5 protein-coding genes are annotated in these 26,335 nt (G+C 67.1%); 3 read left to right on the top strand and 2 right to left on the bottom strand.

The annotated features are described in order from the left end of the window. Window positions 1-12: 12 nt before the first annotated feature. Together ACFVMC_RS01955 and ACFVMC_RS01960 are read right to left on the bottom strand one after the other, a co-directional pair. Window positions 13-783 (bottom strand): ESX secretion-associated protein EspG, encoded by a 771-nt coding sequence (locus ACFVMC_RS01955; RefSeq protein ID WP_379205997.1) that lies wholly within the window; start codon window positions 781-783, stop codon window positions 13-15. Continuing rightward, window positions 784-2,493, bottom strand: coding sequence for a hypothetical protein (locus ACFVMC_RS01960; RefSeq protein WP_379205999.1), 1,710 nt, complete (start codon window positions 2,491-2,493; stop codon window positions 784-786). A 284-nt stretch (window positions 2,494-2,777) separates the two neighbouring features. On the opposite strand from ACFVMC_RS01960, the gene ACFVMC_RS01965 reads away from it, so the two are divergent. From ACFVMC_RS01965 to ACFVMC_RS01975, 3 genes are read left to right on the top strand one after another with little or no spacing between them, the layout of a single operon-like run. Further along, complete coding sequence (locus ACFVMC_RS01965) at window positions 2,778-3,443, top strand: hypothetical protein (RefSeq protein WP_379206001.1); 666 nt, start codon at window positions 2,778-2,780, stop codon at window positions 3,441-3,443. A 1-nt stretch (window position 3,444) separates the two neighbouring features. Next, window positions 3,445-4,023 carry a YbaB/EbfC family nucleoid-associated protein gene (locus ACFVMC_RS01970; protein WP_379206003.1) on the top strand — a complete coding sequence of 193 codons (579 nt, stop codon included), beginning with the start codon at window positions 3,445-3,447 and terminating at the stop codon, window positions 4,021-4,023. Window positions 4,024-4,038: 15 nt separating this feature from the next. Continuing rightward, window positions 4,039-26,334: a protein phosphatase 2C domain-containing protein gene (locus tag ACFVMC_RS01975; protein WP_379206005.1), complete on the top strand. Its 22,296-nt coding sequence runs from the start codon at window positions 4,039-4,041 to the stop codon at window positions 26,332-26,334. Window position 26,335 lies beyond the last annotated feature (1 nt).

Below are 26,335 nucleotides of genomic sequence, written 5' to 3' on the forward strand. Positions count from 1 at the left end.
ACCTTCGCCGGTCTAAGATCGTTCGTCCTTGATAGCGCGAACCACCTCGGCGATCTCGGTGTTGATCAGGCCGGTCAGGCGGTGGGAGTCGATGGCGATCGCGATCGGGGGCCGGCTGCCGGTGAGCGCGTAGCGGCCGTCGTTCGCGAGGTCGCGCCAGGCGAGCTCACGTCTGGTGATGCCTCGGGAACCGAATCGTGAAGTCCCCTGGATAATTTCGATCGTGCCCGCGCCGACCTTGGCAGAGGCCAGGAAGAACTGCAATTTATCCCGGTCGGGGTCCTCGGTCCACTCGTGGCTGAGTGGCTGACGGAATCCGAGATCGAGGCCGGCGCGCAGGGACGCCGGTGGCTCCAGGACGAGCCTGGGCACGCTGCCTGCCACACAATCGGGAAGTGCTTCCGCGACCATGCGCCCCAGAGCGAGTGCGTCACACTCGTCGACCGTGATACCTCCGTCCGGCGCCTGGCCGACCCGGTATCCGCGGGAACTTCGGCGCGCCGCGAGGATGCGGATCCGCCCATCGAGGTCCTCGGCGCTCTCGCCGTGCCAGCCGCTGACTGTAATCCGGATGTCCGGCCGTGCAATGGTTTCGAAGAGGTGACGGAGCGCCTGATCGGATGATGTGTTCGAATGCGCGGCTATTTCCCGCTTCTCGCGCCGATGGCCGTCGCCGAGCGGCGAGCGCCTGGCGAAAACCAGTGGCGCCGGGAGGAAGTCGCTGCTCACCATCTCCCAGAGCATCGCGAACTCGAGGTCGGTGAATGTCCAGCTTCCGGTCATCTACTCGGTGACCGGCCGTGCCACGAGTTGTTTGCCGATGAGCTCGTCCAGATGAGCCTTCGAATCGAGAGCTTCGTTCCGCTTGTGCTGCCGGTCGTTGTCGCCCCGTCCGGCACCGGCTGCGCCGGCAGGGCCCGGGGAGCCAGGCATGGCACTCGCCGAGGCCGCCCCGGCCCGCCCGAGCGCAGTGCCCACACCGGCAACATCCGCGCGGGGGAACATCTTCGCGAACTTGTCCAAAGCTGGTGCGGAGCCGGGACTGCTTCCCGCGCCGCCCCCACTGCCAGCGCCGGCAGCTTTGACCGGCCCCGCGCCGGCGGCCATCGTCCGCGGCGATTTCGATTCGGCCCCGGGCTCTTTCGACCCATTCGTTGCCGAGGGCAGGCCGCTGGCAGCGGACTGGCCGAGGCTGGGCACCTGGCCGGCCGGGCTCTGGCCCGTGGGATTGTCTGCATCCGGCGCCTGCCAACCCCGGTCGGGCCGCAAGCCCCCGGAAGAAGTAACGTCTGGTCCCGCCCCGCCGGAGGTCCCGGGCCCACCCGTTCCGCCGTACGAATCCGACGATTCACCGAACGGAGACTTCGGTGTCGGAAGTTTCGGTATCTCGGCGCCGGACGTGGTGACACCTTCCTTGTAGACGCCGGTAACCGGTGTCCATTGCTCCTCGAGCAGCTCACGCTCCTTGAGGAGGTTCTTGTTCCACTTCTTGTAATCTTCTTCGTACGCTTCGAGTTCACGGTCATAGGTGGACGGGTTCCACGGATCGCGCTCGAAGCAGTGGTACAGATAGTCTGCGTATTCTTCGGACCACCAGCCCCCATACTCCGGCTTCTCGGGGCGACTCTCGTACTCCGAACGCTTTCCGATCCAGTACTTCCGCGTGCCGTCGTCATCCTCCTCCCACTGCGAGTATCGCGTTATAGCGCTACTCGTCTCAGCGAGCCAAGCGGCGACGTAGTCCATGTGGTTTCCGATGATGCGCATCGAAGCGGTGAGCTCGCCTGCCGACTTCGCATATCCCTGGGTAGCCTTGACGGCCTGCTCCTTCCCGGGGCCGTCCCATTTTGTTTCGAGGGTGGCCAGCTCCTCGCGAAGCGGCTGGAACGCGTCGTTGAGGTAGGTGGCGAGCCCTCGCCATCTGCTGCCCTTGTCCGCGACCGACTGCGCATAGATGCCGGTCTCGAACGACTGGTATACCTCGACGTCGGGGATGCAGTATTCGGCATCGAGGACTGCGCCCGTACCGTAGGACTCGAATTCGACTTCGAACCCCTCGTGCTCGGATACGAGCCCGAAGTCAGAGTCGAGATCGGAGATCGTTCCCGATTCTGCTGCAGGAACGGTGAAACCTCCCGCATCGGTCGGCATCCCACCGAGCCCTTCGATCGAGGCGGCCTCGGCACCGAGATAGGCCTTCTCCGCGGCAACGAATGCGTCCACCAGCCCGTTCAGTATGTCGATGTGCTCGCCCAGAACACCTTCCAGGGCGCGGCCTCGCTCGGCGTACTTCTCCACGATCGGGGTGCTGAATCCGATACTGTCGAACGAACTGTTCGTGGAGATGAACAGGGTGTTCTCCTGGACCGCCCGCATCCGCCCGATCGCTTCGCTGCAATGCCCGAACAACGTCTCGAAGACATCGGGCTGAAGTTTCAGCACGATGCCGCCGGTGGACGCCAGACTCTGCAATGAATTCGTTCCGTCCCCCATGGTGACAATTCCTCCGGACTCGTCTGTTCAGCCGTGCACAGCTGCCTCCTGTGCCCCCGATGATTACATCGATACCCCGCACCGCACGAACGCTTTTCGGCATCACCCGAGGCAAGACCATGGTTCAAGGGGCACGCGGGAGTGCGTACCTCAAGCTCGGGTTAAGTGCTCCGAGAAAGGCTTTCAGTCCGCCCCGGATCTGCCATCATCGGAGGACGGCGGTGGGCGGGCGCTGTCATGCAGTCGATCACCGGCCCATGTTTTCGGAGTGAGGTTGTGAGACCATGTCGGGTCAAAGTATCGAGGCCGACTCGGCCCTGCTGCGCACATCCGCGACGACGCTGACCGGGGTCGCGGAGGAGTTGCGCGAAGCGCATCGAATCGCCGCCGACGCGATCGCCAAGATCGCTTCCGCTGCCGGGCAGGACAAATTCGGCGAGGCGTTCCGGTTCGGATCCAACGGTCAGCCGGGATTCGACGAGGGCAGCACGAACGTCTTGGCCAACACCGAGACCACTGCCGAAAATCTCGACTTGGCCGGCGGCGGCCTGACCGATACGGCGAGCGCTGTGGACGAGATGGAGGTGACGAACACCGACGATCTCATCACGCACGCGAACACCAGCGCGGTTGCTGGCGGCGGGCCCAGTGGCAGCGGTTCTACCGGAAGTGCCATGTCAGCAACACGTTCCGTGGAATCACCCGTTCGGAAAGTGGCAGATCCCAGCACCGAGTCCACCGCTTCGACCACCGAGCCGACGCCGGAGCAATCCGGCGATACATCCCAGACCGTTTCGGCACTGGCCTCACTCGCCAGTCAGTCCATATCCGGAATCGCCGGTGCGACAACGGGTATCGGCGAGCTTATCGCTACCCTGTCCGAGCAGGCGGCAGCCGAACAGGCGGCCCCGGCCGAGGGCGAGCCGACGACCGACCCGAACAGCGTGTGAAATGCGGGATCGGGCAAGGGAACTCATCAAGGAGCAGATGCTCGCCGGCCTGAGCGAGCAGATCCAGGCACTGAACCAGGCGCAGCGGCAACGAGCGGAGCTGATCGTCAACGGCACCGCCGCCGACGGCCTGGTCACAGTGACGGTCAACGCCGACGGCGGCGTGCTGGACATCCAATTCGCCCCCGGCGCCATCGACCTGGGACGGCAGAAGCTTGCGCGGGCCACTACCGAGGCGGTGCAGAACGCGCAACGGCAAGCGGCACAGCGCAATACCGAGATCTTCCAGCCGGTGCTCGGCGCGGCGGCCGGGCGCGATCTCGCGGATGTGATGACCGACTTCGACGAGATCGCCGCGATGATACCGGGCCCGCAGGCGGTGACCACCGAACTGCCCACCATCGACGAATCCCCCCGGCCGGACTACGCCGATACGGTGTCGCCGGCGGAATCGCGCGCCTCGGTCCTGCAGACCACGAGCGCGGATGACCTGCCCCTCCCCGAACCCGAGGACACCGGCGATCAGTACGAAGAGATTCGGCCCGGGGGCTTCGGCCGCGCCACCGATGTCTCCTGGTGATGGTGCCCGCACCCGATGTCTGAGGAGAATCCGAACATCCCCGCGTGGATGTATCTGCTGGAGTTCTTCGAGTTCGCCATCGGTTCCGATTGGCCGGCCGGTAGCAGCGACCTGATCGAGGAGATCGCTGCGGAGCTGACCGAGGCGAAGTCCCTGATCGAGGCGGTCTACGACCCCCTCGATCTCGGTATCGGGCAGGCCGCGCAAGCCTATCCGGCAGTTGCCGGGGGTGGCGGCGAGACCATCGCCGAGAAGCTGAAGCCGTTCGCGGCCGGCGATGCCTCGGTGGAGAAGCTGGTCGAAGGCTTCGCGGGCCTGGTCGACGCGTTGAACAGTTTTTCCGCGCAGCTGTATTCCGCGAATTGGGAAGCGACCATCACCGGTATCTGGTTCGCCGGCGAGATCGCGGCCTCGTACGCGATGGGACCCGGCAAGCTGGCCGGCCTGGCGAAAGCCGTCGGCACCGCCCGGCTGAAGTACGGGATTCTGGGCAAAGTCCTGCTGCGGGCCGTCGAGCTACTGCTGAAGGCTCTGATCAAGTTCCAGAAACTGATTCCGAAGGGCGGGTTCGGCAGGTTTGCCTTCGAGGTGATCCAGGAGTCCCTCCAGGAGGTTGCGCAGGGCGCTTTCACGGACTTGCTTGTACACAATCTGACCGTTGCGGGCGGATACAAGTCGGACCTGAACACCGAGAAGTTCGTCGACAATGCCATCTTGAACGCGATCGGGGGTGCGGGCGGCGGTCTCACCGGCAACCTCGCCAGCAGCGCGGTCAACAAGTTCTTCCCGATGTCGCCCGCGAATCCGAACAAGTGGGCCGATGCGTTCAAGAGTTACGGGGTCGGATTCACCGCCGGGCTCGGCGGCTCCATTGTCGCCAACCTGGCCACGCCGTATGTCACCGGCCAACCTGCGGTGTGGGATATCAAGTCGATGCTTTCCGGCGCCAATGCGAGCGGTATTCCCAGCGCGGTCTCGGGATACCGCTGGGGCCATACCGGTTATGACGGCCCGATCGACGGTAGTAGCGCCGTGAACGACCGATTCTCCCGTGACGCACCGACCATGATGCCGACCCGCGCCGCGCCCGAGACGAGCTCGGCGAATCCAACGACGAAGACCGCGCCCACCAGCCGACCCACACCCGCGCAGACCGGAGACTCCGGGCGGCCGAACGTCACCAATCGACCGGGTCCGAACCACGAAACCACCGATCGGATCCCGGTGGAATCCGAGGAACCGCGGGCGGGGGCCGCGTCCGAGGACAGTCCGCTGGCCGACAGCGCCCCGCCGACCGATCCGGGTGTGATCGCGGGCCATACCGCCGAGCCTGTGGAACCCCGGATCCACGATGACCATTCAGCCGAAAGGACGCCCGCGGACAGCGGAGCGCCCGAGTGGGCGCTCGGGCCACTCGGCGAAAGCGCGCCCCTCGACCTGCAATCGCTCGACACTGCTCCGGCACCTGTTGTGCAAGAAACTCTTTCAGCCAATGAGACGGGGATTGCGGACGACAAGCCGATGCCGGCAGAGAAACCCGTCGAGCTCGAGGAAGTCGAACAACTCGATACCGTGCCGCCGGCGGTCCTCAACGGCGGCGCGAGCGCTCACGTCCGGCCGAATCATCCTGGACCACAGCATGATCGAGACGACGCGGATCAGGCCCCGGACATTCTTCCGCACGCACCCGGGTCTCGCAGCTATGCCCCACCCGCGGCCGACCCAGACCTGAACGAGGCCGCGGCCGATGTCGATACCCGTGGCGGCGCGTCGCAGCAGAACTTTCTCGGCGGCGTGCACGCCGACATCGCGGAAACGGCGGCCGGGCACGATACCGGCGACAACGCGGAATCGCCGCTGTCCGCCGGTGCGGAGCCGGGCGACGGCACGCTACTCGGCCTGCGTGCCACCGACGACGAGGCGAACAAGGCCGCGATCCTGGCCGACCTGGACGGCGCTTTCGGCGGCTCGGTCGTAAACAACTGTGCGGCAAGGGAAGTCGAGTTCGCCGCCGAGCACCTGAACGTCGAGCCCAACCGTCGCCTGTCCCCGGCCGACGCCCGGATCAGGGCGAGCGGCATCAGCGGTGCGGAATACGCCGAATCCTTGGGCGGCGACTGGGCCGATGAGGATTTCGATTCGCTGGACGATGTCGCGGACACGGTACTCGAAGGCAAGAGCGTGTTCGTCGCCATCGAGTACGCGGCCGAGAACTCGGATCTGGTCGGCGCGCACGCGCTGACCATGTATCGCGTGCGCTCCCCGCAGGGGCCATCCGAATACGCGGTGATGGTGCACGAGTGGATCGGCGACAAGGAGTACACCTACGCGTACCAGCGGAACAGCACGTTCGGCGGCGGGAGGATCCACGGCATCGTCGCGAACCACCGTGGTGAATTCGAAAAGCCGCTGCTGCCGGGCCGACCGTCGGCCGCACGCTCGACCACGGTAGGCCCGACTTCGCGGATCGGCGGCTGGGCCGACGGCCGGCCGCAGAGCGGCTCGACCGACCCACCGGATGCACTGACACGCACTGTGATTCAGGTCGATCCGGATCTGCAAGCCGCATTCGACAGTGCCCAATCGACGGCTCGCCGGGCTGCGACCGACTTCCGGAACGCGGTGCGCGATTCCAGGCTGGGTGTCCCAGTCGAGCGCGATGTCCACCCGCACCGGCTGTGGCAGGCGGTCGACACCGCGCTCAGCCAGGGCAAACGGTACCGGACAGAACTTTTCGCTCGAATCGAACGACGGAAACTACGGGCCGCCTACGATGCCTGCACCGCAGCCCAGCGCACGGCTGTCGCGGCGCGAAGCGCAGTGCGCGCCCATGCGGAAGCCCGACTTGCCCAAGGCTTGGTGCCGATCCTCGACACCGATCGGAATCCGATCCAGGGTGTCTGGCGAGAGCCCGGGCCGGGGCCGATCGAGCGGATCGATACCGTGCCGATGGACCGGCTGCTCGACGCGATCAGCCGGCGCGACACCGCGCTGACGAACCTGCTGGAGCAGGCCGCTCAGCACGGTGTCACCCTCACCGACCTGACGCCGGACGGGGTACGGGACCAAGTGTCGGCATCGCCGGCGCATGAGCACCTCTTCCCATACCAGTGGTGGTACGAGCAGGCAGTCACCAGGCTGGAGCAGCTGAGTGCTGTCGCGACGACGAAAACCGTGACGGTCCCGGGCGGTTCGCGCCTGGTTGTCACATCCCCGATCGGCGAGCGAGCGCTGCTGGACGCGGAGGGCCGGCCGAACAAACGTATCCCCGGCCTCTCGAACCCGGGCACCACCGTGGAATACCGCCGCATAGATGTCGACGAATACGGCCGGGCTTCATGGTCGAGCAGTGCACCGCAGCGCAGCCCCGAGGGGACACCGGTCCACGCTCCGCTGTTCGTCCCGCCACCGTTGCGCTCCAGCCGGACGCCGAGTGCGTTGCAACGCTTGGCCGCGCAGTACAGGGCAGCGCAGGCAGAGGCAGGCTCCCGGGCAATGGCCGTGCGAGCAGCCGCCGAAGACTTGGTCGGTGTCGCCAGCGCCGAGCACATGCCCCTGTCGCAACTGCGCTCCGAGGTAGCGGCGGTCGCGCCGAATCCAGCCCTGACCGAGTCCGAATGGGCCGTTGTCGACTCCGTTCAACTGGCCTTCGCCGCCTACGACGCGGCGGTCACGACCGAGAACGCGCTGCTCGCCGCGGCGACGACGCGGGCAGCGCGCGCCGAATCGGACCGGATCGGCGGCACCCCGATCGGCGACTGGATCCGGGTTGCCGACAATGGGATCATCGTGCTGGTCCCAGTGGGGACCGACGCCGCACCAGCGCTTGATCCCGACCAGCTCACCGCGCTGGATCGCGCGGGAATCACGGTGCAGTACCGCCATATTCGCGTCACTGTCGATGCCGACCACCGGTTCAGGATCGAGGCAGCGACCACCACCGACGATGGCCCGGCCGACGACGACTCGTTCGGACCGACGCCCACCACACATCGATCGGCCGACACCGCAATCGACCCGCACGCCGATAGTTCGGCGGCCTACGAGTCGGCTGCGGTTCAGCAGCGCCTGCGCACCCTGCTGGCAGTCCGCACCCAGGTACTGCGCCGGGCGGGGATCGCCGGGACCCAGGAAGCCGAAGTGGCGGACCTTCTCCAGATGGATCGCGAAATCGACCAGCGTGCGGGTCAATTGGCGCAGCTCGACGAAACGATCAGTGGGCTGGGCGGGGAATGGGCCACAGCGCTGGTCAATTCGGGAGCGCGACCGGTGAGCGTCGCGGTCGGTGTGGCGCCAGGCGCAACACCGGATGTCGTGGTCGTCGGCGCGCGCCCCATCCGCGGAACCGGTCCCGTCGAACACGATCGACGGCTCACCGAGAGCATGCGCGTGCCCGAGGTCGCCGCCGCATTGCAGGCCGGAGCGCGGGTGCGCTACCTGTGCGTCGACGTGGACGGCGACATCACGGAACTCCCGGGCCCCACAATGCGCCGCCGGGCGGAGCGGGCGCTGGAACCGATGGGCAATGGCGGACGTGGCTACAAACTGTATGAATTCGGCGGCGGGTATTGGGACGGCGGGCCGAAGGTCCTGGGCGGGGACTACTCTGCGCGCGGCACCAAGACCAAAGTCGTTATCGGCAAAGACAATCCGGTGCCGATGGTGGTTCGCACCCGCAAGGCTCGCGGGTACGCCCAGGTCGAGCACGTCGAGTGGCGGGATTGCGGTGGCCGCTGGCATCGGGTCGCCGGCGCAACTACCGGGCAGCCCGGACCTTCCCCGCAGCTCGGTGCCGAGCACGTCGCCGGTCTGCACGCCCAGCGTGCTCTGATCGCCGGCGAACTCGAGAGTGCCCTCGATCGGTGTGCCGAATTGTCGGAGCGACTCGGGCTCAGCGTTGCCGACCTCGATCCGGTCACCGTCGAGGTGATCGAGCAGGTCCGGCGGACACAGCAGCACGCCGAACGACTCGCCGATCGCCGCGCGGGTTCGACGGCACTCCAGCAGGCCGGTGCCCGCCGGATCACCGACCGTATCGGGATCGTCGGATCCGGCAGTGCGGCCGTCATTGTCGTGACGGGCACCCGTGAGGAAACCGCTGCCGATCTCGACGCGGTCCTCGAGCTGGCGCTCGAGCAGCACGGGGAGCTGACTGCCCTGGTCGCTTCCGGTATCACCGTCCAGTTTCAGCTGTGCGCCGCCGAGCCCGATGGCGGTTTGCGCAGAACCGAGTTGGTATCGCTGCGATCCGGCTCCGTGTCCGGTCGCAGCCTGCTCCGGCCGGACCTGCTGATGCGGGTGGATTCGACAGGCTTGCCGCGGCCGATCCCTGTCGGCCCGCTGGCGACCTTCGGTCCGGAAGAACCGGTGGGCCCGGTCAAGATCAGCACGAACAGGGCGATCACCGGGCCGAAGGGCCCCACGCCGGATCTGTACGGACTGCCCGGGCCCTTCACTTTCGTCTGGGGCACTCGTGGCACGGTGGATCCGATCGCAGGCCTGTGGCAGACCCACGTCCACCCCGAACTACCCGGGCTGGGCGAAGTCCACATCGATGAATTCATCCAGGCGGCGATTCCGGACGTGCTCGGTCCGATCATCGGCGACGCGTACATCCCCGACGGCATGTATGCGTCGGGAGTGATGCCGCCCGCACCTCCCTTCTCGGGTGATTACTGGATCCCCTACGGAATCGACGCGGACGAGATATTCGAACAGCAGGCCGGGATGCTGGCCCACCACCTCAATATCCTGTTTCGGATTTTCGCCACGCGTGTGCCCGAATCCCCCTGGACCAAAACGTTCCTGCAGAACCGCCCCTGGCTCGCGGACGCGATACTGCGGGTGACGGGGTGGGACTCGAGCGGGAACTGGTCCCCGGAAATCGCCGGGCTGCGCGATGAGCTGCTGGTGGCCGGTGCCGACCCGAAACGGCTGGCCGCCGCGATCCGCCGGCACAACCGGTGGACCAGACTGCTGCGCACCAAGACTCCCATCGCGCGGCGCTTCGGCACGTACCCGCTGTTCCGGCCCGCCGACAAGGCTCCTCTATCACAACCACTGCACCGCAGTACCGATGGTCATCGCGAGCTGACAGCCGGACCATCGACGTTCATCGAGCGCCTGCCCGGTGAACCCGAAGCCCCTCGAACACAGCGCGATCGCGATCTCTGGCAAGCGGTCGAAGCCTGGACGGAGCAGGCATACCACGAATTCGCCGCGGATCGCGATAACGGCGACGATGCCATCCAGCAAATCGCCGAGAACGCTTTCCAGCACCCGGTGCTGTATCTGGGGGGCGATGGCTCCTGGGTCGAGTTCGGCAATCCCAAGGTATGGACCCGAGAAACCACCGGCTCGACGATTCCACTACGCCCGGACGGTTCCCGGTGGATGACCGACGCGGACGGACGCCGATTGCCGATAGCGGAGCTGGTCGCTCGGCTCAGCCGCATCCGCGACCACCTGATGCACGACGTGCTGCACTTCGAGGACGGCGCCGTCCAACCACTGGACCGGGTGGCCGATGTCGCGCGAGCCTGGCAGCGACTCATCGCCGGCGCACCCCTGCGCGGCGACATCATCCTGCTGGAAGCCGCGCTGGCCGAGACCGAATACCTGGACGCGCACAGCCACATCGACAGCGCGGGTAATCGAGTCGCCGAGTGCTACTGGGAAGACGCGAACCAGCACGCGAAGACTCTCGGCTACGACTACGGCGATGCCGTCCGGGCCCCGCTCGATCCCGAATCACGCCCGACGCTGCGGCAACTGATCCCATTCGGTCGCGCCGCACTGAACGCTCCCCCCGCCCGCCAGACCTTCACGGGTGTGCTCACCGGCCGCCGCCCGATCCCATCGGAGTACACACCCGAGGCTCCGCGCCCGTTCCTACCGCCGCGCGGGCACTTCCCGATCAGCCTCGCGCACGGCGACTTCGCCGGTGTGGACCGGGTGCTGGCGCTGTTCGCACCGATGGTGGACGACTTCCCCATCCACCAAACCATCAAAGCGAATTCGGAACTGCGCGACCTGCTGCGCAGCGCACTGCGTGCGGGCGGAGGCGCCAGCGTCGACGCGAGGGCCACCGATGACATCGGTGGCCGGACCGTGCGGGTGACAGTCACCCAGACCGAGCATTACGACACCAAGGTCATTCCGTCGAAGGTCGCGGCGCGCAGCCGCACGTTCACTGTGACCAACCCTGATGCGAGCCGAAATGCCCTCAGCCCAGATGTTTTCGAGCGGCCGCAGCTCGAAAAGGCCAATAGGTGCGCCCCCGAGGCGGGCAGCTATGTCAACGCGCGTCAAGGCCGGGTCACCTCGGCGGATCAGCTGCGGCCCCGCCTGGCCGGTGTGCCGTTCGACGATCTCGCGGAATCCATGGGTGACGCGACGGAGCATCGATTCGGCTCCCGCTATTCCGAATTGGTCGAAGCGATGCTGGCCGCCGGACCGAAAACCACCGCATATGTCACCGAATTGCGTGCCGAGGCGGATGTGCGCGGCGCCCACGGCCATGCGGTCGGGCTCACCTATCTGAAGCGAAACGACGGTGGCGAACACGAATTCGACCTCGATGGGCAGACGATCACACTGGTCGAGATCGATCAGCCGGGCGGCCAGGTGTGGTTTCGCACGCATGAGTCCGGCCGGTCTTCACTGACCCAGCTGACCGGCGCCGAGCACTCCGGTCTGCTGGAGCTGCGCGTGTGGGCCTGGCAGGACGGTCGGAACCTGGTATTGGAGGGCGGCCAGCTGAACCCGCCCAGGCCCGATGCGACCGTCTTCGTCGGCTCCCGGCATCAGCCCAGGAATGTCCAAGGTGGTCGAATCCGACTGCCGCGCAGCCATTTGCCCGATTCGCGGCCACCGAACCCGGCCGAGCAAGAGTTGGCCCGGGCCGTGCTGCCGCTGCTGACCGCTGACGCCTCCGGCCTGACCCTCGCCCAGACCATGTCGTTCACGGCAATCACCGGCGCACACTCGTTCCACGGACGACCGGCGACCGTCGAGGACATGTTCCTGGCCCTGTCCCGCGCCTACCCGGGGGATCTCCTGGCGTGCAAGGACCTCCCGGTGGAATACCGCAACCTGGCCAATCGGGTGCGAATCAGCGATCTTCTGCGCGAGACACAGCTCGAAATCGCCATGGGGACAGAAACTCCGGCAACCCGGCCGCGGCTGGCCCGAACCGAACAGGCCGCCGCCGCTTTGGCGGACGTCGAAGCCCGGGCGGCTCACCTGCCCGGGCACCCTCCCGTCCAAGTGCTTTCGTTCGACCCCGACGCGGTGGACGGACAGGGAACGATGGCGATCGCCATCGGCGATATGGACAGCACGCCCGGCTGGGCGGTCCGGATCCTCGACCGCAACGCCGACTTCGAAACCTTACCGAGCGAATTGCGCCGCGCCGCCGACCATTACGCGGTCGATGCGATGCTCTCGGCGCAGCCATCGGCGGTAGTTGCCTGGCTCGGCTTCCGCGTCCCCCCGGACAGCACCACCCCGATGGTCGACGCGCAGACGATTCGCCTCCGCCTCGGCTCGGAGCTGCTGTCGTGGCTGCGCAGCCGCACCGCCGCCACCCCTAAGATCCAGTTCTACGCGCCACCGTCCGCAATTCCGCTCGTGTCCGATGAACTCGGCGGATATATGCGCGGACAGGGGCCGGTCGTGGATCCGATCTCCGACTTGGACACCGCGGTATACGAGATCGACCGACCGCCGGTGACCAGCGCCGGTGCCAGCCCGGAGGTGCCGACACAACCGCCGGTGAGCAGCCGGTTCCCCTCGGTGGACGACGCCAGAGTCGACGATCTCATGGCTGCCCTCGCCGGTGTGGACCTGTCCTCGCCCGAGGCGGTCGCGGCGGCGCTCGAGCAGGTGCTGGGTACCGAGCGCTACGACGCGGTGACCGGATCCTATTTCGGCGGTGAGGCCTTCAAACATGCCGAGCTGGAACGCGCTCTTCGTTTCGTGCAGGCGCAACGCGCCCAGGGTCGTGAGGTCCACGGATACTGGATCTTGGGTGACCTGACGAACCTCAGCGGATTGAACCATGCACTCGGTGATCGCACCGAGCTGGTCAACCCGCACCTGGAAGACCTGGCCGGATGCTTCCATGGTGCGCTGGCTGCTGCCGGATTCGCGGCGGTGCCGATGCGCCTGGAGGGCGGGCGGGTCGCCGCGATCGTGCTGACCACCGATCCGGGCGCCGTCGAGCAGGCGATCATCCAGGCGAAGGCCGCGGTCGCCACCTACGCGGCCGAGCAGGGCTTCGCCGAGATCCCGGATCCTCGTATCCCGGATCAGCGCGGCGTGGCGCTCGATGTCGGTGCCGCGGACATCGGTGCGACACTGGACACCGATCCGGTAGCAGACATACTGCAAGCCGCGGACGCGCGGCTGGCGGCCGATCGACAACGGAGGATGACCGGCGATGTCACAGGAGAGCCGGGAGGACCGGCTGGGTCTGACCGGGCTGACCCCGGCACAACGCCGAGCCCGATTGGACGAGATCGACGAAACCTATCGGCGGGAACTGGCAGCGGCCGAAGCGCGCCTGCGGGCGGAGCTGCGCCCGCCGGAGTCGAGCCCGCCGAACTGAATTACCCGACTCCGGAGGAGGTCAGCCTCGACGACCTGCGTACCCGGGCTGCGGGCATGGACCGGTTGCCCTTGGACGAGGCGATCCTGCGGCTGGTCGGCGATATCGCGCGTGACTCGGTAACCGGCATGTACGACGGCCGCCGCGCCGGCTTCAAAGCCGAACAGGTGCGACGCGTCCAGGAATATCAACAAGCCGAACTGCGCAACGAGGGCCGATTGGTGCGGGCGGTCTGTGTCGCCTTCGATGTCATGAATCTCAGCGGGCTGAACGCGGCGCTCGGGAAGCAGACAGCGAACACGCACTATCGGGAGTTCGCCCGGATCGCGCGATCTGTGCTCGCGAAACACGGTTCCACACTGGTACCGATGCGCACCGGCGGCGACGAATTCGCTTGCCTAGCAGTGGGAATCGACCAGGCCGGACTGCCGGAAGTCCTGGACCGAATTCGGCGGGATATCAGCCGATACGTCCAGGAGCAGGGACTCGGAGCGCTACCGAACCCGAAACATCCGGGAGATCCCCGCTATTCGGGTACGGGACTACATCTTGGCGCCGCGTCCATTCTGCCCGGAATGACGGCGGGCTCGATCCTGAACCAAGCCGACCGTGCCGTACACATCAGCAAGGCTCAGCCCAATGCCGGCAGTCCGGTCTCCGGGCGAGGCTCCGGCGATGCCGAACTGCTCCGCGAAGTGCGGGTGAATTACGCCCCCGGTGACGATCTCGAAACGATCCTCGCCGAGGCTCGCCGGCTGAGCGGCCTGCTCGACAATTGGCCGAACCATAACGAGGAGGCTGACTCGGCGCGGCTGCTGATCTCCGAGATCTTCGGCAATGCGGCCAGACATACCGGCGGTCCGGTCACCATGACCGTCCGCGTGTTCCGCGTCGGCGGGCAACAATGGGTTCGGGTCGAGGTTTACGACACCGATCCCACGATGCCGATCGAAAAGCCCATGCCGAAGATGGCGGCGGGCGGCATGGGTATCGCCCTGATGGACGAATTCAGTGACCGGCACGGGCTGGCCGCCATCGATCTCGCCGACCCCGCCGCCCTGGACGGCTGGCGCAAGCGGATCTGGTTCGAGATCGACGAGAAGACTGGGCCCCACGGCTGCTTCGACAAGTCGATCGGCACACTGATCGATCGCCAAGGCGACGTGGTCGACAGGCCGGTGCGGCGGCCGAACAGCCCGGCCGGCATCCGGTGGGAACACGCCAGGCCCGTGTTCCGCGGTGCCGCGCTCGAGGGGTTCGGCCGGAAACGCGCGCACGGCGACCTGCTCGAAGCACTGATGCGCAAAGGCGGGCGCGGTGCCAGCGCCTGGGTGCTGGACCAGCGCGCGACCGTCGATCACGACGGGATCGGCGCACACAGCTACCTGGTGACGTACCTGGGCGACAAGCGATTCGAAATCGGCGACCACATCGTGACCCTCGTGGCAATCGATTCCGAAGGAAAGGAATGGTTCTCCGATCCGAACAGCGCGGATCCGAACAGCGCGCTCGTGTCGATGGCGGAACTGACCGGCGGTACCCGCGACGAAACCGTGGCCACCTGGGCCATCGCGTACCGTGCGGGCCGGCTCATGCCGAATCTCGGCGACCGCTCAGCTCCCCAACCCGACTCCGGGCTCCGTATCGGCCAGTCTCCCGAGCTGCCGTTGCACGCGGCGCAGCGGTTCTTCCGTCAGTACGCCGACCCCGGCGGGCACCTGGCGCGGCCGCTGAGCGATGACGAGCACGCATATGTCGCCGAGCTGGCCCACCGGACCGGATGCACGGCGGAGCTGACCTGGCAACATCAGGAGTCGTCGGCGCTGTCGGTGCAGTTCGTCGCCAAGGGCACACATCTTGCGAAACACGCTCCGTTGCACGCGTTGGCGGAGTTCGCACGTGGCCGCGCGGACGCCGCAGAAAACAGTTGGGGTGCGTGGGACCCTACGCTCGCGGCGACCGAGGACCTGGAATCCATGGCGGTACTGCGAGACCGGCTTGCCGCTCAACTGGGGGTGCCGCAGTCCGCGTTGACCGCGGACCGGTTGGCGGAAACCATTGCCGAGCAGCACTATCGAACAATCTCACGGGCCGGTGCCGTGGAGGCCTTCGCCGATGCTCATCGGCGGTTCGCGGAGGCCGATCACGAGCTGGCGCTGCAGCAACAGTTCCGGGAACAGCCCGTCCATCCGCCGATGTCCGATCCTTACGGCTGGAATCCGAACGAACATCTGGCGGAACGGGCGCGCCGGAACGCCGAAGCCGAGCGTGCGCTGTGGGCGCAGCGCCTCGGCGTCGCCGCCGCCCCGGACCAGTTCGCCCAGACCATCACCGAACTCCGCAGCGAGGTAGTGGCACGCGCCGCCGCCGTCACAGATCTCGCCGACGCCGTCCTGACAGCCACCGCTCCCGAGGCTGCCTCCCGCTTCGATCTGACCGTGGATGGGCGACGGCTTGCCTTGTCCGTGGCATCGGACGGTGCCGGTGGCTGGCTGATCGCGCCCGCAGCCCGCCGCGCAGCGCCGACGCCGGCTGCCCCCGCACAACCGGAACCGCAACCGAGCCGGCTGCGCCGTACAGCGGCTCGGTTCGGCGTCACCGAGCGCAACTGGCTCGAGCACCACATCCAACCCGAATATCCGTTCGGCGCCGGCGAGAACACCGCGTACTGGGGTGACGCGCTGGAAGTCGCTCAGGCCAAGCTCGGGATCCTGCCCGGGCTCGATCCGAAGAATGCGAAGGATCCGGCGTTCATCCTGCTGCAGATGTTCCGTCTGAACGAAGGCCGGTCGGAGTTCTGGCGGAAGCTCACCCACCGCGGCATTTCCGCGACCGGCGCGGTGCCCGCCACTCCGGCCATATTGGGATCGCAGCCGGCCGCCGAGCAGCTCGGCATCACCGATGACGCTATCGCCGGCGCGCAGGGCGCAACGACATTCACCCCGGGCGATACCGAATTCGGCATGCACAGCAGTGCATTCGTGTCGTCGGGGCAGGCCCGCGAACTCCATGGGCAGGCGCTGTACGAAATCGCGCGGCAACACGGGCTCACGCTGCCAGATCTAAGCCCCGCTGCCAGGGAGCGGGCCTTGAATGAACTGCGCTATCGCGCGGGTCGGCATACCGCAGCGGTCCGGGCGTACCTGGAGGCTCAGTGCCGCTTCACCGCCGAGAACCTCGTGCTGCCCTACCGGGCCACCAGCCTGACGGTCGGTGTCCAACAGGGGAAACTCGAACCCCGTGATCCGATGCAACAACTGGTGATGGAGCTTCGGGCGAAGCTGAAACTGAATCCCGACGCGGCGAATCCGGAGACGGCACCGACATTGAACAATACCCGCCAGCGCACCAAACAAGGGCACTGGTGGGATCTGGACTTCAATCGCAGCGACTTCGCGTTGAAGCTGTACCGCACCGCCTCGGCGCGCGAACAGCTGAAGAACGAGGTCATCACCTGGGCGGATTTTCTCGGTGTCGAGCACACCGCACCCATCGCGGAGCAGGTGCACGCACTAGGCGCGATCGGGCACGAATTATCCACGGCCATAGCCGGTTTCGAGACACTGTCCGGCCAGTACGAGCAGGCCGCGACCGATGTCGAGGCCGCCGCCGCCGCAATGGCCGACGGTGCGGGCACCGCCTGGTTGCACGCGAACTGCGACCAGGTACTCACGGCCCGGGTCGGGGTGATCGACGGTCCCCAGCCGCGGGTGTTCGTCCTCGACGGATCCGATGGTCACGATGACGTGCTGGCGGGAGTGCTGGCCGATCCCCTGCACGCGCCCTGGGCGCAGGCGCTGACCGACGGCAGCGCTGATCTCGAATACCTGGTGGTGCGGCCGGACCTCGGACTCGATGCCCGGCTGGTCCGGGTTCCCGCACCGCGAATTCATCAGGCGGTGACCGAAGTCGGTGGCATCCACCTGCCGGTCACGATGGCCAGTGACGACTATGGTCCGTGGCGGCCGCTCGCCGGTGCGGAGCCCGGCCCGAACGCGGTATCGCCGAGTAGCACGGGCCAGGACGTGCTACCGGATGCGGAAGTCGTGGCACAGTTCGAATCGGCCGCCACCCGGCTGGGAGTGCCCTTGATCGATCTGGCCCCGGGCCAGGTCGGCGAAGTCGTGGATCGGCTACGGAATGCGCTCGCGATGCGCGCGTTCCGGATCATGGCGCTGTCCGATCACGTCGCGGCGGGAAGCCGAAACCAGCTGGCGGAGGCGATGCGGGCCATCGTTGGACGCCTGGGACCAGCGCTGCAAGACCTGGACCTCAACGCCTATGCGGCGGAACCGGCAGCGACACTGACTCTGTGGACCGGTCGGCACCCGGACAAAACAGGTGATCTGCGCCTGTTGATGGAGCTGAACAGACAGGAGCCGGAGCTGCTGAACTGGGCTCCGCCGGGCGGTCTCACCGCGGCGGTGCTGTCCGACGATGCTGTGGATCTGGCAGCGGGATTCCTCGGCGATCTCGCGGCCGACCCGGAGTCCGGCATCAACACCGAACTCGAGCGACTCAATGTGCTCCAGGCGGTAGCCAAGACGCTGAGTTCCGACCAGGACGCGAATATCCGGATCATGCAATCCGAACCGGCGGCGGTCGCGAGTATCGTGCAGTCCGACCGCGACATCGTCGACCGCATTCTTCGGCTCACGCCGGAGGAGATCTCGAATCTCCAAGGCGCGCAGCCCAACGAAGTCGCCGACTACTTGCAGAACCAGACCGACGGGGCTGGCAATCCCCCTGCGGCCGATCGGGATTGGGTACGCCTGATCGGAATCGATCCGCAGCGCGCATTTCCCGACCTCATGGTCCCCGAAAAGCGAGCGGCCGCGGCCGATGTGGCCGCGGCAACCTATGCGAAGTTCAAGGTGGGCACGGGATTCGGGCGCCTGATGGACTCCCCCGAGCAATTGGCAACGGCCCGGGCCGAACTCCTGGCCGAACTCGACCTGGACTCCGCCGCGCTGGACACCCTGGTCGCGCTGGCCGACCAATTCCATGCGATCCGGGATCACGGCCTCTTCGCGCAGACGACTACCGCGATGATCAATCACTGTGTGCCCGAATCATTCGGCTATCTGCGCACACGCCAAGGCAATGTCGTCGATGAATTCACGCTCGATCCCAATCGGCTGAGCGGAGTGCCCTGGCACGAGCTGAAACCCTCATTCCGTGGCGTCGAGCCAGAATTCTTCGCCGAGGACAATCAACTCGGTGGTCGTGCCAGACTGATCGAAGGCATGATCGGCCGGGCGGCGAAATCACCCAGGGGTGCGACCATTTCGGCGTGGGTGCTGGAGAAGCGCTCCGCGGTGGATCAGCACGGTGTCGGTGCGCATGGTTACACGGTGACCCTGCTGGGCAAGAACTCCACTGGAAAATCGGTGTTCGACGTCAACGGGACATCAGCGGTCTACGAAGGGGTATCGAACGGGCAGGACGTCTTCGTCACCGCCACCGGCGAGCAGCTCAGCTTGACCGAATTGGCGGGCGGCACCGACGATGGCGTGACCGACACCTGGGCGGCGATCTACCGCCGGAAGCCAGGCGCTGAGATCGGCGTGGTCGTCCAGGGTGTCGGCGAAGTCAAGCCGCCCCCGAGTGATCTGCGCATCGGCTCGTCGCGGCCGTCACCCGATCCTGCGGATCCCGGGCCCGGGCAGGTGCCACCGCGACCGCCCGGTCGCGCAACGGATCTGGCGCAAGCCATTGCGCGGCGGGCTGCGGCCGTCGAGGTCCGCAATGCCGCCAGGGACCGCTTGGAGGCAGCCCATCGGCGGTCCCCGAGGATGGCCGACATCTGGAACTTGATGTCCTCGGACTACCGTGCCGAACTGGACCGGATGCACGCCGATGTCGTGCTCCTCGGTCAGCAGATGCTGGCGGACATGACGGAACTGGGGGACGCGACGCGCGCCTACCAGGCGGCTCGGCGGGAGGTGGCAGCGGCCGAGGACGCGGTCCAGGCCCTCGCCACCCGGGCAATCGGGCGAGTTCCCATGGCGAACATCGCTGGTGCCAACCCACTGGCCGGTCTGCGAGTCGCCGACCGGGGTCCGGTTACCCCACCGGTCGATGGGGCGGTGGGAAACACGCCCGCGCTGTACCGGGGTGGCCAGCGAATCTCGCCGGTGAACGACGAAATCCACCTCGACGCTGTGGAACTCGGTGTCACACCCGACACACCACTGGCCCCGAAATGGCCGGTGGGGCGGGTGCGGATGCCACCGCCGGCCGATGTCGGGCAGTCGGCGGATGGAGCTGCGGCACCGCAAGCACGGGGACCGGTCGCACCGTCCGGGTACGGGGTCGCACCGCAGCCGTCGGGGCATGCCCCACCACCCGCACCCGGGACGGCCGAACCTCCCGCGCCGGCGTATCCCGCACCCAGGGCCGCTGTACCGGCGGTGGATGGCGCGACCGATGTGCCGATATCGAATCCGCCTGTCCTACAACTGGTTGACGGGCGATCCGAACCCGAGCGCACCATAGGTGCCGCGGATGGCATCGCGGCGGTGAGCGATATCGGCTACCGCCGGTCGCGCAATGAGGATGCGATGGCGTTCGCGACCCTCGATCAGCCGGGCGGTCCGGTCCGGATCGCGGTGGTGTGCGATGGCGTCGCGTCACGTCTGGGTAGTGATCGCGGAGCACGGGTGGCCGCGGATGCCGCGCTCGCACACCTGCGCGCAGCACTGGCGACCGCGAATATCGATGTGACTCAGGCGGTCCGGGACGCCATCGATGCGGCGCAGCGCGCGATTGTCGAGCTCTCCGACCGAGAGTATCCGGACCTGGGGAACAAAGGACCGGCGTCGACGATCGCCATCGCGGTCACGAGTCCCGGGCAGGTCACGGCGGGCTGGGTCGGCGACAGCCGCGTGTATCTCCTCGATCCGGTGGGCCCACATTCCCAACGGCTCACCACCGACCACACGCTGTTGCCCGCGTTGATGCAAGCAACAGGGTCGACCGAAGCCGAGGCACTCCAGAACCGACTGACCAATGGCTTGACTCATCGGCTGGGCCGGGGCGGAACACTACCTGCCACAGACGATTCGACTTTCGGCGACTACGTGGTGACCGTCCCGGTCAACGCTCCACGCCACGTGCTGGTCTGCACCGACGGCATGTGGAAGGACACACCTCGGGCAGACGCACTCGCCACTGCACTCACCGCGCATCCCGGCGATCTTCGCACCGGGCTGGACATGCTGGCCGACAACGCGCTGCACCGGATTTCGCCCAGCGGGGAACTCGAGCAGCGCGGTACGGACAACATCACCGGTGTGCTGCTGCACGCCGACGCGCTGGGCAGGCCGGCCGGGCCTACCGGGATCAACACCTGCTTCTTCGATTCGGTGAACCGGGCGATCGACAAACAGGGTGATGTGCTGGATCGTCCGGGGTCGCAACCGGATAACCCATCCGGCGTGCTATGGCGGGAAGGCAAGGAGGCGTTCCGGGGCGCCCGGCTGAGCGGCTTCGGAACCAAAAGGGCGCACGCGAACCTGATCGCGGACATGATGACCAAGGGCGGGCCCGGCGCACTGGCCTGGGTACTGGATCAGCGCACCACGGTCGCACAGGACGGCGCCGACGCACACGGGTACACGGTCGAGTACTTGGGCGACGGCTGGTTCCGGATCGACGACAACTCCCCGGTCCACTTCGAGAAGATCGATGACGATGGGGAATGGTTCGCCGGACCCGACAACAGGTTGGTATCGCTGGCGGAACTGGCCGGCGGCACCCGTGCCGAAACCGTCGCCACCTGGGGAATCGTCTGGCGCGACGGCCAGATCGTGCCGAAGGTGGGTAGTCCCGCCGTCCCGCAACCCGGCGACGACCTGCGCATCGGCCAGACTCCCGAGGTCAATCCCCCCGACGGCCCGAATCGGCAGCCACCCGGCCACGCCCCGCCCGATCGATCGGACGACCATGCCGCCGGCACGTCCGAGGTCAGTGCCGAGGCACCACCGGCCGTCGCCACCGAGTGGCTGCCCTCTGCCCTCGTACCGCTCACCGCCGTTACCGCGATTCGGCGGCTGACGATCCAGGGCTTGTCCGAGGTGCTCGCCGATCCGGCCAACGCGCGCACGGCGATCGAGAACATCGCCGCGGAATTCGACCGGACGGCCCGGCAGACGACGCTGCGAGTCGGCGATACGGTCGCTGTGTGGACGGCACTGTTCCACCCGGATCAGCTTGCCTATCTGCGGTATTCACTCGAGCGGTCGATCGCTTCGGGCGCGTTGCAATACAAGGTGGCCGAGCAGGCCCTGCAATACATCACCGATCATCCTGAGCGGGTAGCCTCGGCCCTGCGGGCAAGCTACACCGACGTCGCCCCGGGATACTTCGCCTCCCGGCTGGACGACGACTACGTCATGCACGGCATGGACGGATATCCGCGCGACACCGGGAAACACGCGTTCATGCAGGCCGCGGTCGAACTGCTGACCGAGGCCTCGGCGGGGATGATGGACGGCCCCGAGTGGCGAGAACTCGCCGCCATCAAATCCGAACGCTCCCGTGATCGGGAACCGATCCTGGCGGCGGTCCCACCGGAACTGCGGCACGAGTTCGACCTGCCAGCCCATTCCATCGAGGAATTCGATGTACCGGGCGACAGAACGGTGCTGAGCGCCGCGACCAATATGGGCAGCGTGCTGATCGTGCTGCGCGGCTACCTCGACAGCATCGTCGAGCACGCGGACCAGCTCGGCGACTGGTCGTGGTCTGACATTCAGCAGGGAGCGCTCGTCGGCGCCAACTCGTTGAGTGTGATGGCTCGGACCACCTTCACCACGCTCGGCGAATTCACCGAGGGGAAGGACCCTTTCCAGCCCGACGACGGGTCGCCGGACCGCCTGCCGCCCCGGTTCCAGCTCGAGGTGAAACCCGCCGAGCACACCGTGAGACCGGTGCGGCTCATCGGTGAATCCCAGGAGCGCCGCAGCAACGATCGCGGCGGCGTGTGCCCGGGTGCGGTGAATGTCCGTCTCACCGGCGCGGCCGAGGCACCTGCCGAGTCATTGCAACAGTCCCTGCACGACTACGGGGTCGATGCGCACCACAGCTCCGGCGCGATCATCGCGATGCGCATCGGTGCCTTCCTGCTTCCGCTGCTGGCAAGGGATTACCCGCAGCTGCGGCTGACCGGTGACACTCTCACCGGGCGGATACCGGCCCCGATGGTTCCGCCGAGCCGGGCCGCCTACGATGCCGCAGAGCCGGACCAGGAAGCGCTCGAAGGCATCAGGCGCACGCCGGACGCCGTCATCACCACGATCCGGTTGGGACGCGACGGATTGTTCCGTCGCCCGGACGGGCGGCCGCACTTCACCGCGGATGACCTGAACGGCGACTACTTCGTCATGGGTACCGCACCGGGCGAATTCCGCACGCTGGGGTGGGGCGGGCACGTCGACCTGTGGGAAGCGTTTCCCACCGGGGGCGCCCCCGCCTCCTTCGGGATGTGGACCATCGCCGATGGCCGGCTTGTGTCCGTCACGGTCGGCAGTGGGCTATTCGCTTCCGACAGCTTCGACCCGAAGTTCGTGGCGCAACTGCGATACGAGCTGCTCCGGCACGGCATCGATCCGGCGGGTGTCGATTTCGCCAGTGCCGAACAGCAGGGCAAGCTGTGGCCGGAGCTCGGCTCATATCCCGGCCGGCTGAATTCGGTTACGCCGCAGGAACTTATCGAGAACCCCTCCATCGCTCCACAGGTGTTCACCGGTTGCGGTGACGACTTCTCGGTTCTCGTCGTTCCACAGGAGCAGCACGGTGACGGTGTCTCGGTGCGGCTGGCGCTACGGCCGGTGCGCGGCGAACCCGGGCAGGTCACGGTGCGGCTCGAACGAGCGGACGGCGCGATCGTGGCGCGGTACACCGACCTCGATCGCGGGCCCGAACCCGTGCGCGTCGACCGAATCCGCCGTGCCCTGCACGACCGGCTGGTCGACTGGCTGGCCCCGGCCGGGGTCGACCTCTCGGAGTTGCAGGCCGAGTTCGACGACGGCATGGCTTCCGACAGCGTGCAGCCGGCGTCGGCCGTCGACCAGCCTGGCCGACTGGCCGCTGAAGTACTTGCGGCAGTCGGGCAGTCGCCCGTCGGTGGGACCGCGCTGGGGATACCCGAGACATCCGGCAGGCGCGTAGCACTCGGAGTCGGCCCCCGCACGTGCGGGCTGGTCGCTGCCCAGGTAGCGGCGCTGGTCACCGGCACCCCGCTGGAGCAGTCGGCGCTGCACACCGAGCACATCGCGCGCGACGGGCTCAGCGGTGTCGACGAGGCGATCGCCGTACGAGCGGACTGGCACCACCAGGGCTTCGCCTCGCCGGAGGCGATTATCGACCAGGCTCGCAAGGGCGGAACGATCCTGGGCGCCGTCGGCTTCGGCGACCGGGGTGCGCACGCGTTCACCGTATTCCAGGTCGACAAGCACCACGCGGCTCGGTATCCGGAGTTCCAGGTCGGTGAGATCGTGCTCGTCGAGCAGGTCATCCGGTTCGATCAATGGGGCCGACCAGTCACCGATCTCGCGATCGTGCGCACCGCCGAGCTCGAGGACTGGGCGAGCGACCTCGCCGCGGAGGCCGGCGCCGACGCGACCTGGCACGGAATCGTCTGGTTCGGCCGCGACCAGACCGGCCGCGCTCAACCAGACCTGCGTTTGGCGCCGGGCCAGATCCCGAGCGGCACACCCGGCTCGTCCTACCCGCGAGCACCGCTCGGCATGCGCGACGCGTCGCCCGCTCCCTTCGTCACTGCGGGCAACCCTGCCGAGGTCGCCCGGCTGCTGTCGCGGCGGCACCCGGATCGGGCGCTTCGAGTATTCGGATTCGACAGTCCCCGAATCGAACTCGACGTCGCGAGGGATATCGCGGCGGCGGTCGATGCTGGGCTGGCAGCGTTCCGGATCACCGGGCTCCGGATCCGCTTCGGCGAGACCTCCTCGGGACTGGCGGCGGAGACAGTATCGGGCACGCTGACGGTCAACGAGGAATGTTGCACCAACCCCTCGGTCTTCGACGAGCAGGTGGCTGTTTCCCCCGTTCTCGGCACGCGGCCCGGCTCGCCGGTGTTCCGGGCCACCACGCTCGCCTTCGGTACCGCGGTGGTCGACGAAGGCGGAACAGCGCTGCTCGAGCTGGTCGATCAGCGCCTGCGACAACTACACGCGCAGTCCGATTCCGAACTGTCGCTGGAGTCTTGGGTGGCAGACAAGTTCGGCTCGGACGCCTGCGACGGCTTCGAGATCGACCTGTCCGAAGTGCTGACAGCCGCGGTGGCGATCACGCTGCTCGAGTCAGGAGCAGCCGATCCCGCAGTCCAGGCGATGGCATCGATGGCGGCCGATCATCTGGCCGACCCGGCTCCGGACTCCGAGATCGCCCCTGTCGTGGACGATCCGGACGGTGTCGAGGCGGACGCCGTGGCACTGGAGATCCTCACCGACCATCATCTGCGGATGGTCGCCAGGAACGGATACATTCCAGCTCCCGCCCCGGCGACCGATGCCGCGATCATCGGTCGAGCCCGGGCGCGACAGCCCGGCGCCCGCGCGGAACTGGAACGTCAGTTCGGCGCTGTGCTCGAAGAGCACGTAATGCGCACGCTGTCAGGCGATCTCGGACCGGCGGATCCGAGCTTCGTCGCGGAGATCGTCACGGTGACACTGAACCGGATGATCGTCGGGACCGATCCCATTCCCGAAACCGAGATCGATTTCTGGCTCTACTCCGTGGCCGACAACGCAATCATCTCCTGCTACAAGCGCCGACTCTGGGAGACCGCCGCATTCGCGCCCGGGGCGAAGGTCACCGAGACGTTGCGCGGTTCGCTCCAAGGCACCGACCGGCACGGATTGACGGCCGCGATGGCCGGTTCGATCGACGCCGATCCGCGGCTGGCCGCTGCCGTGATCCGAACCTGCTGGCAGGGCTTTGCCCCGGCCGATGCCGCGGCGCGGATATCGGGCGCAGGCCCGGCCGAGGTCCACCGCTTGGCTCGCGATGGTGCTCGCGCCGTGATCTACACGGTGGCCGAGTCAGGCGGACAATCTACAAATCAGGCTGTGCAGGACGGGATTCCCGCCGGCGAGACCAGCGACCCGCCCACACCCGAGTCCGCACTCGCCGAGGCCCGCACCGGAGCCATGATCGCCCTCATCGTCGCCGACGGCGATGCCGAACGCCTGGCGTTGGGCGGCGCCGAGGCCCATCCCGCGAACGAACTGCATCTCTCACTCGCATTGCTCGGAAAGGCGACAGACTGGTCGGATCACCGACACCGTGCGGCAGTACACCAGTTCGCTGCCGATCTCGCGAACGGGCACGGTGTCATCGACAGCCATACCTCGAACGCCACGGCCTTCAACCCGCCCCCCGACCGAATGTGCGTGGTGTACAAACTCGATGACCCCACCGGTGAGCTGGGCCGCCTACACACCACCATCGCCGACTGGCTCGCTGCGAGTGACCTACCGGTCCCGCCGCCTCCGGCCTACACATGGATGCCGCACATCACCGCTTCCTGGGGAACCGACGACATCGGCCCCCTCTTGGCGCGCAGCGGCCCGGTCCAGCTCGTCGGCCTCCGCGTCGCCTTCGCGGACCAGGTCACCGACTACCGGTTCGGGGACACGAGCCCCGACATCCCCTTCACACTGACCGACGGCGAATGAC

Origin of the sequence: Nocardia sp. NPDC127579 (assembly GCF_042672005.1) — a bacterium.
Lineage (GTDB): Bacteria > Actinomycetota > Actinomycetes > Mycobacteriales > Mycobacteriaceae > Nocardia.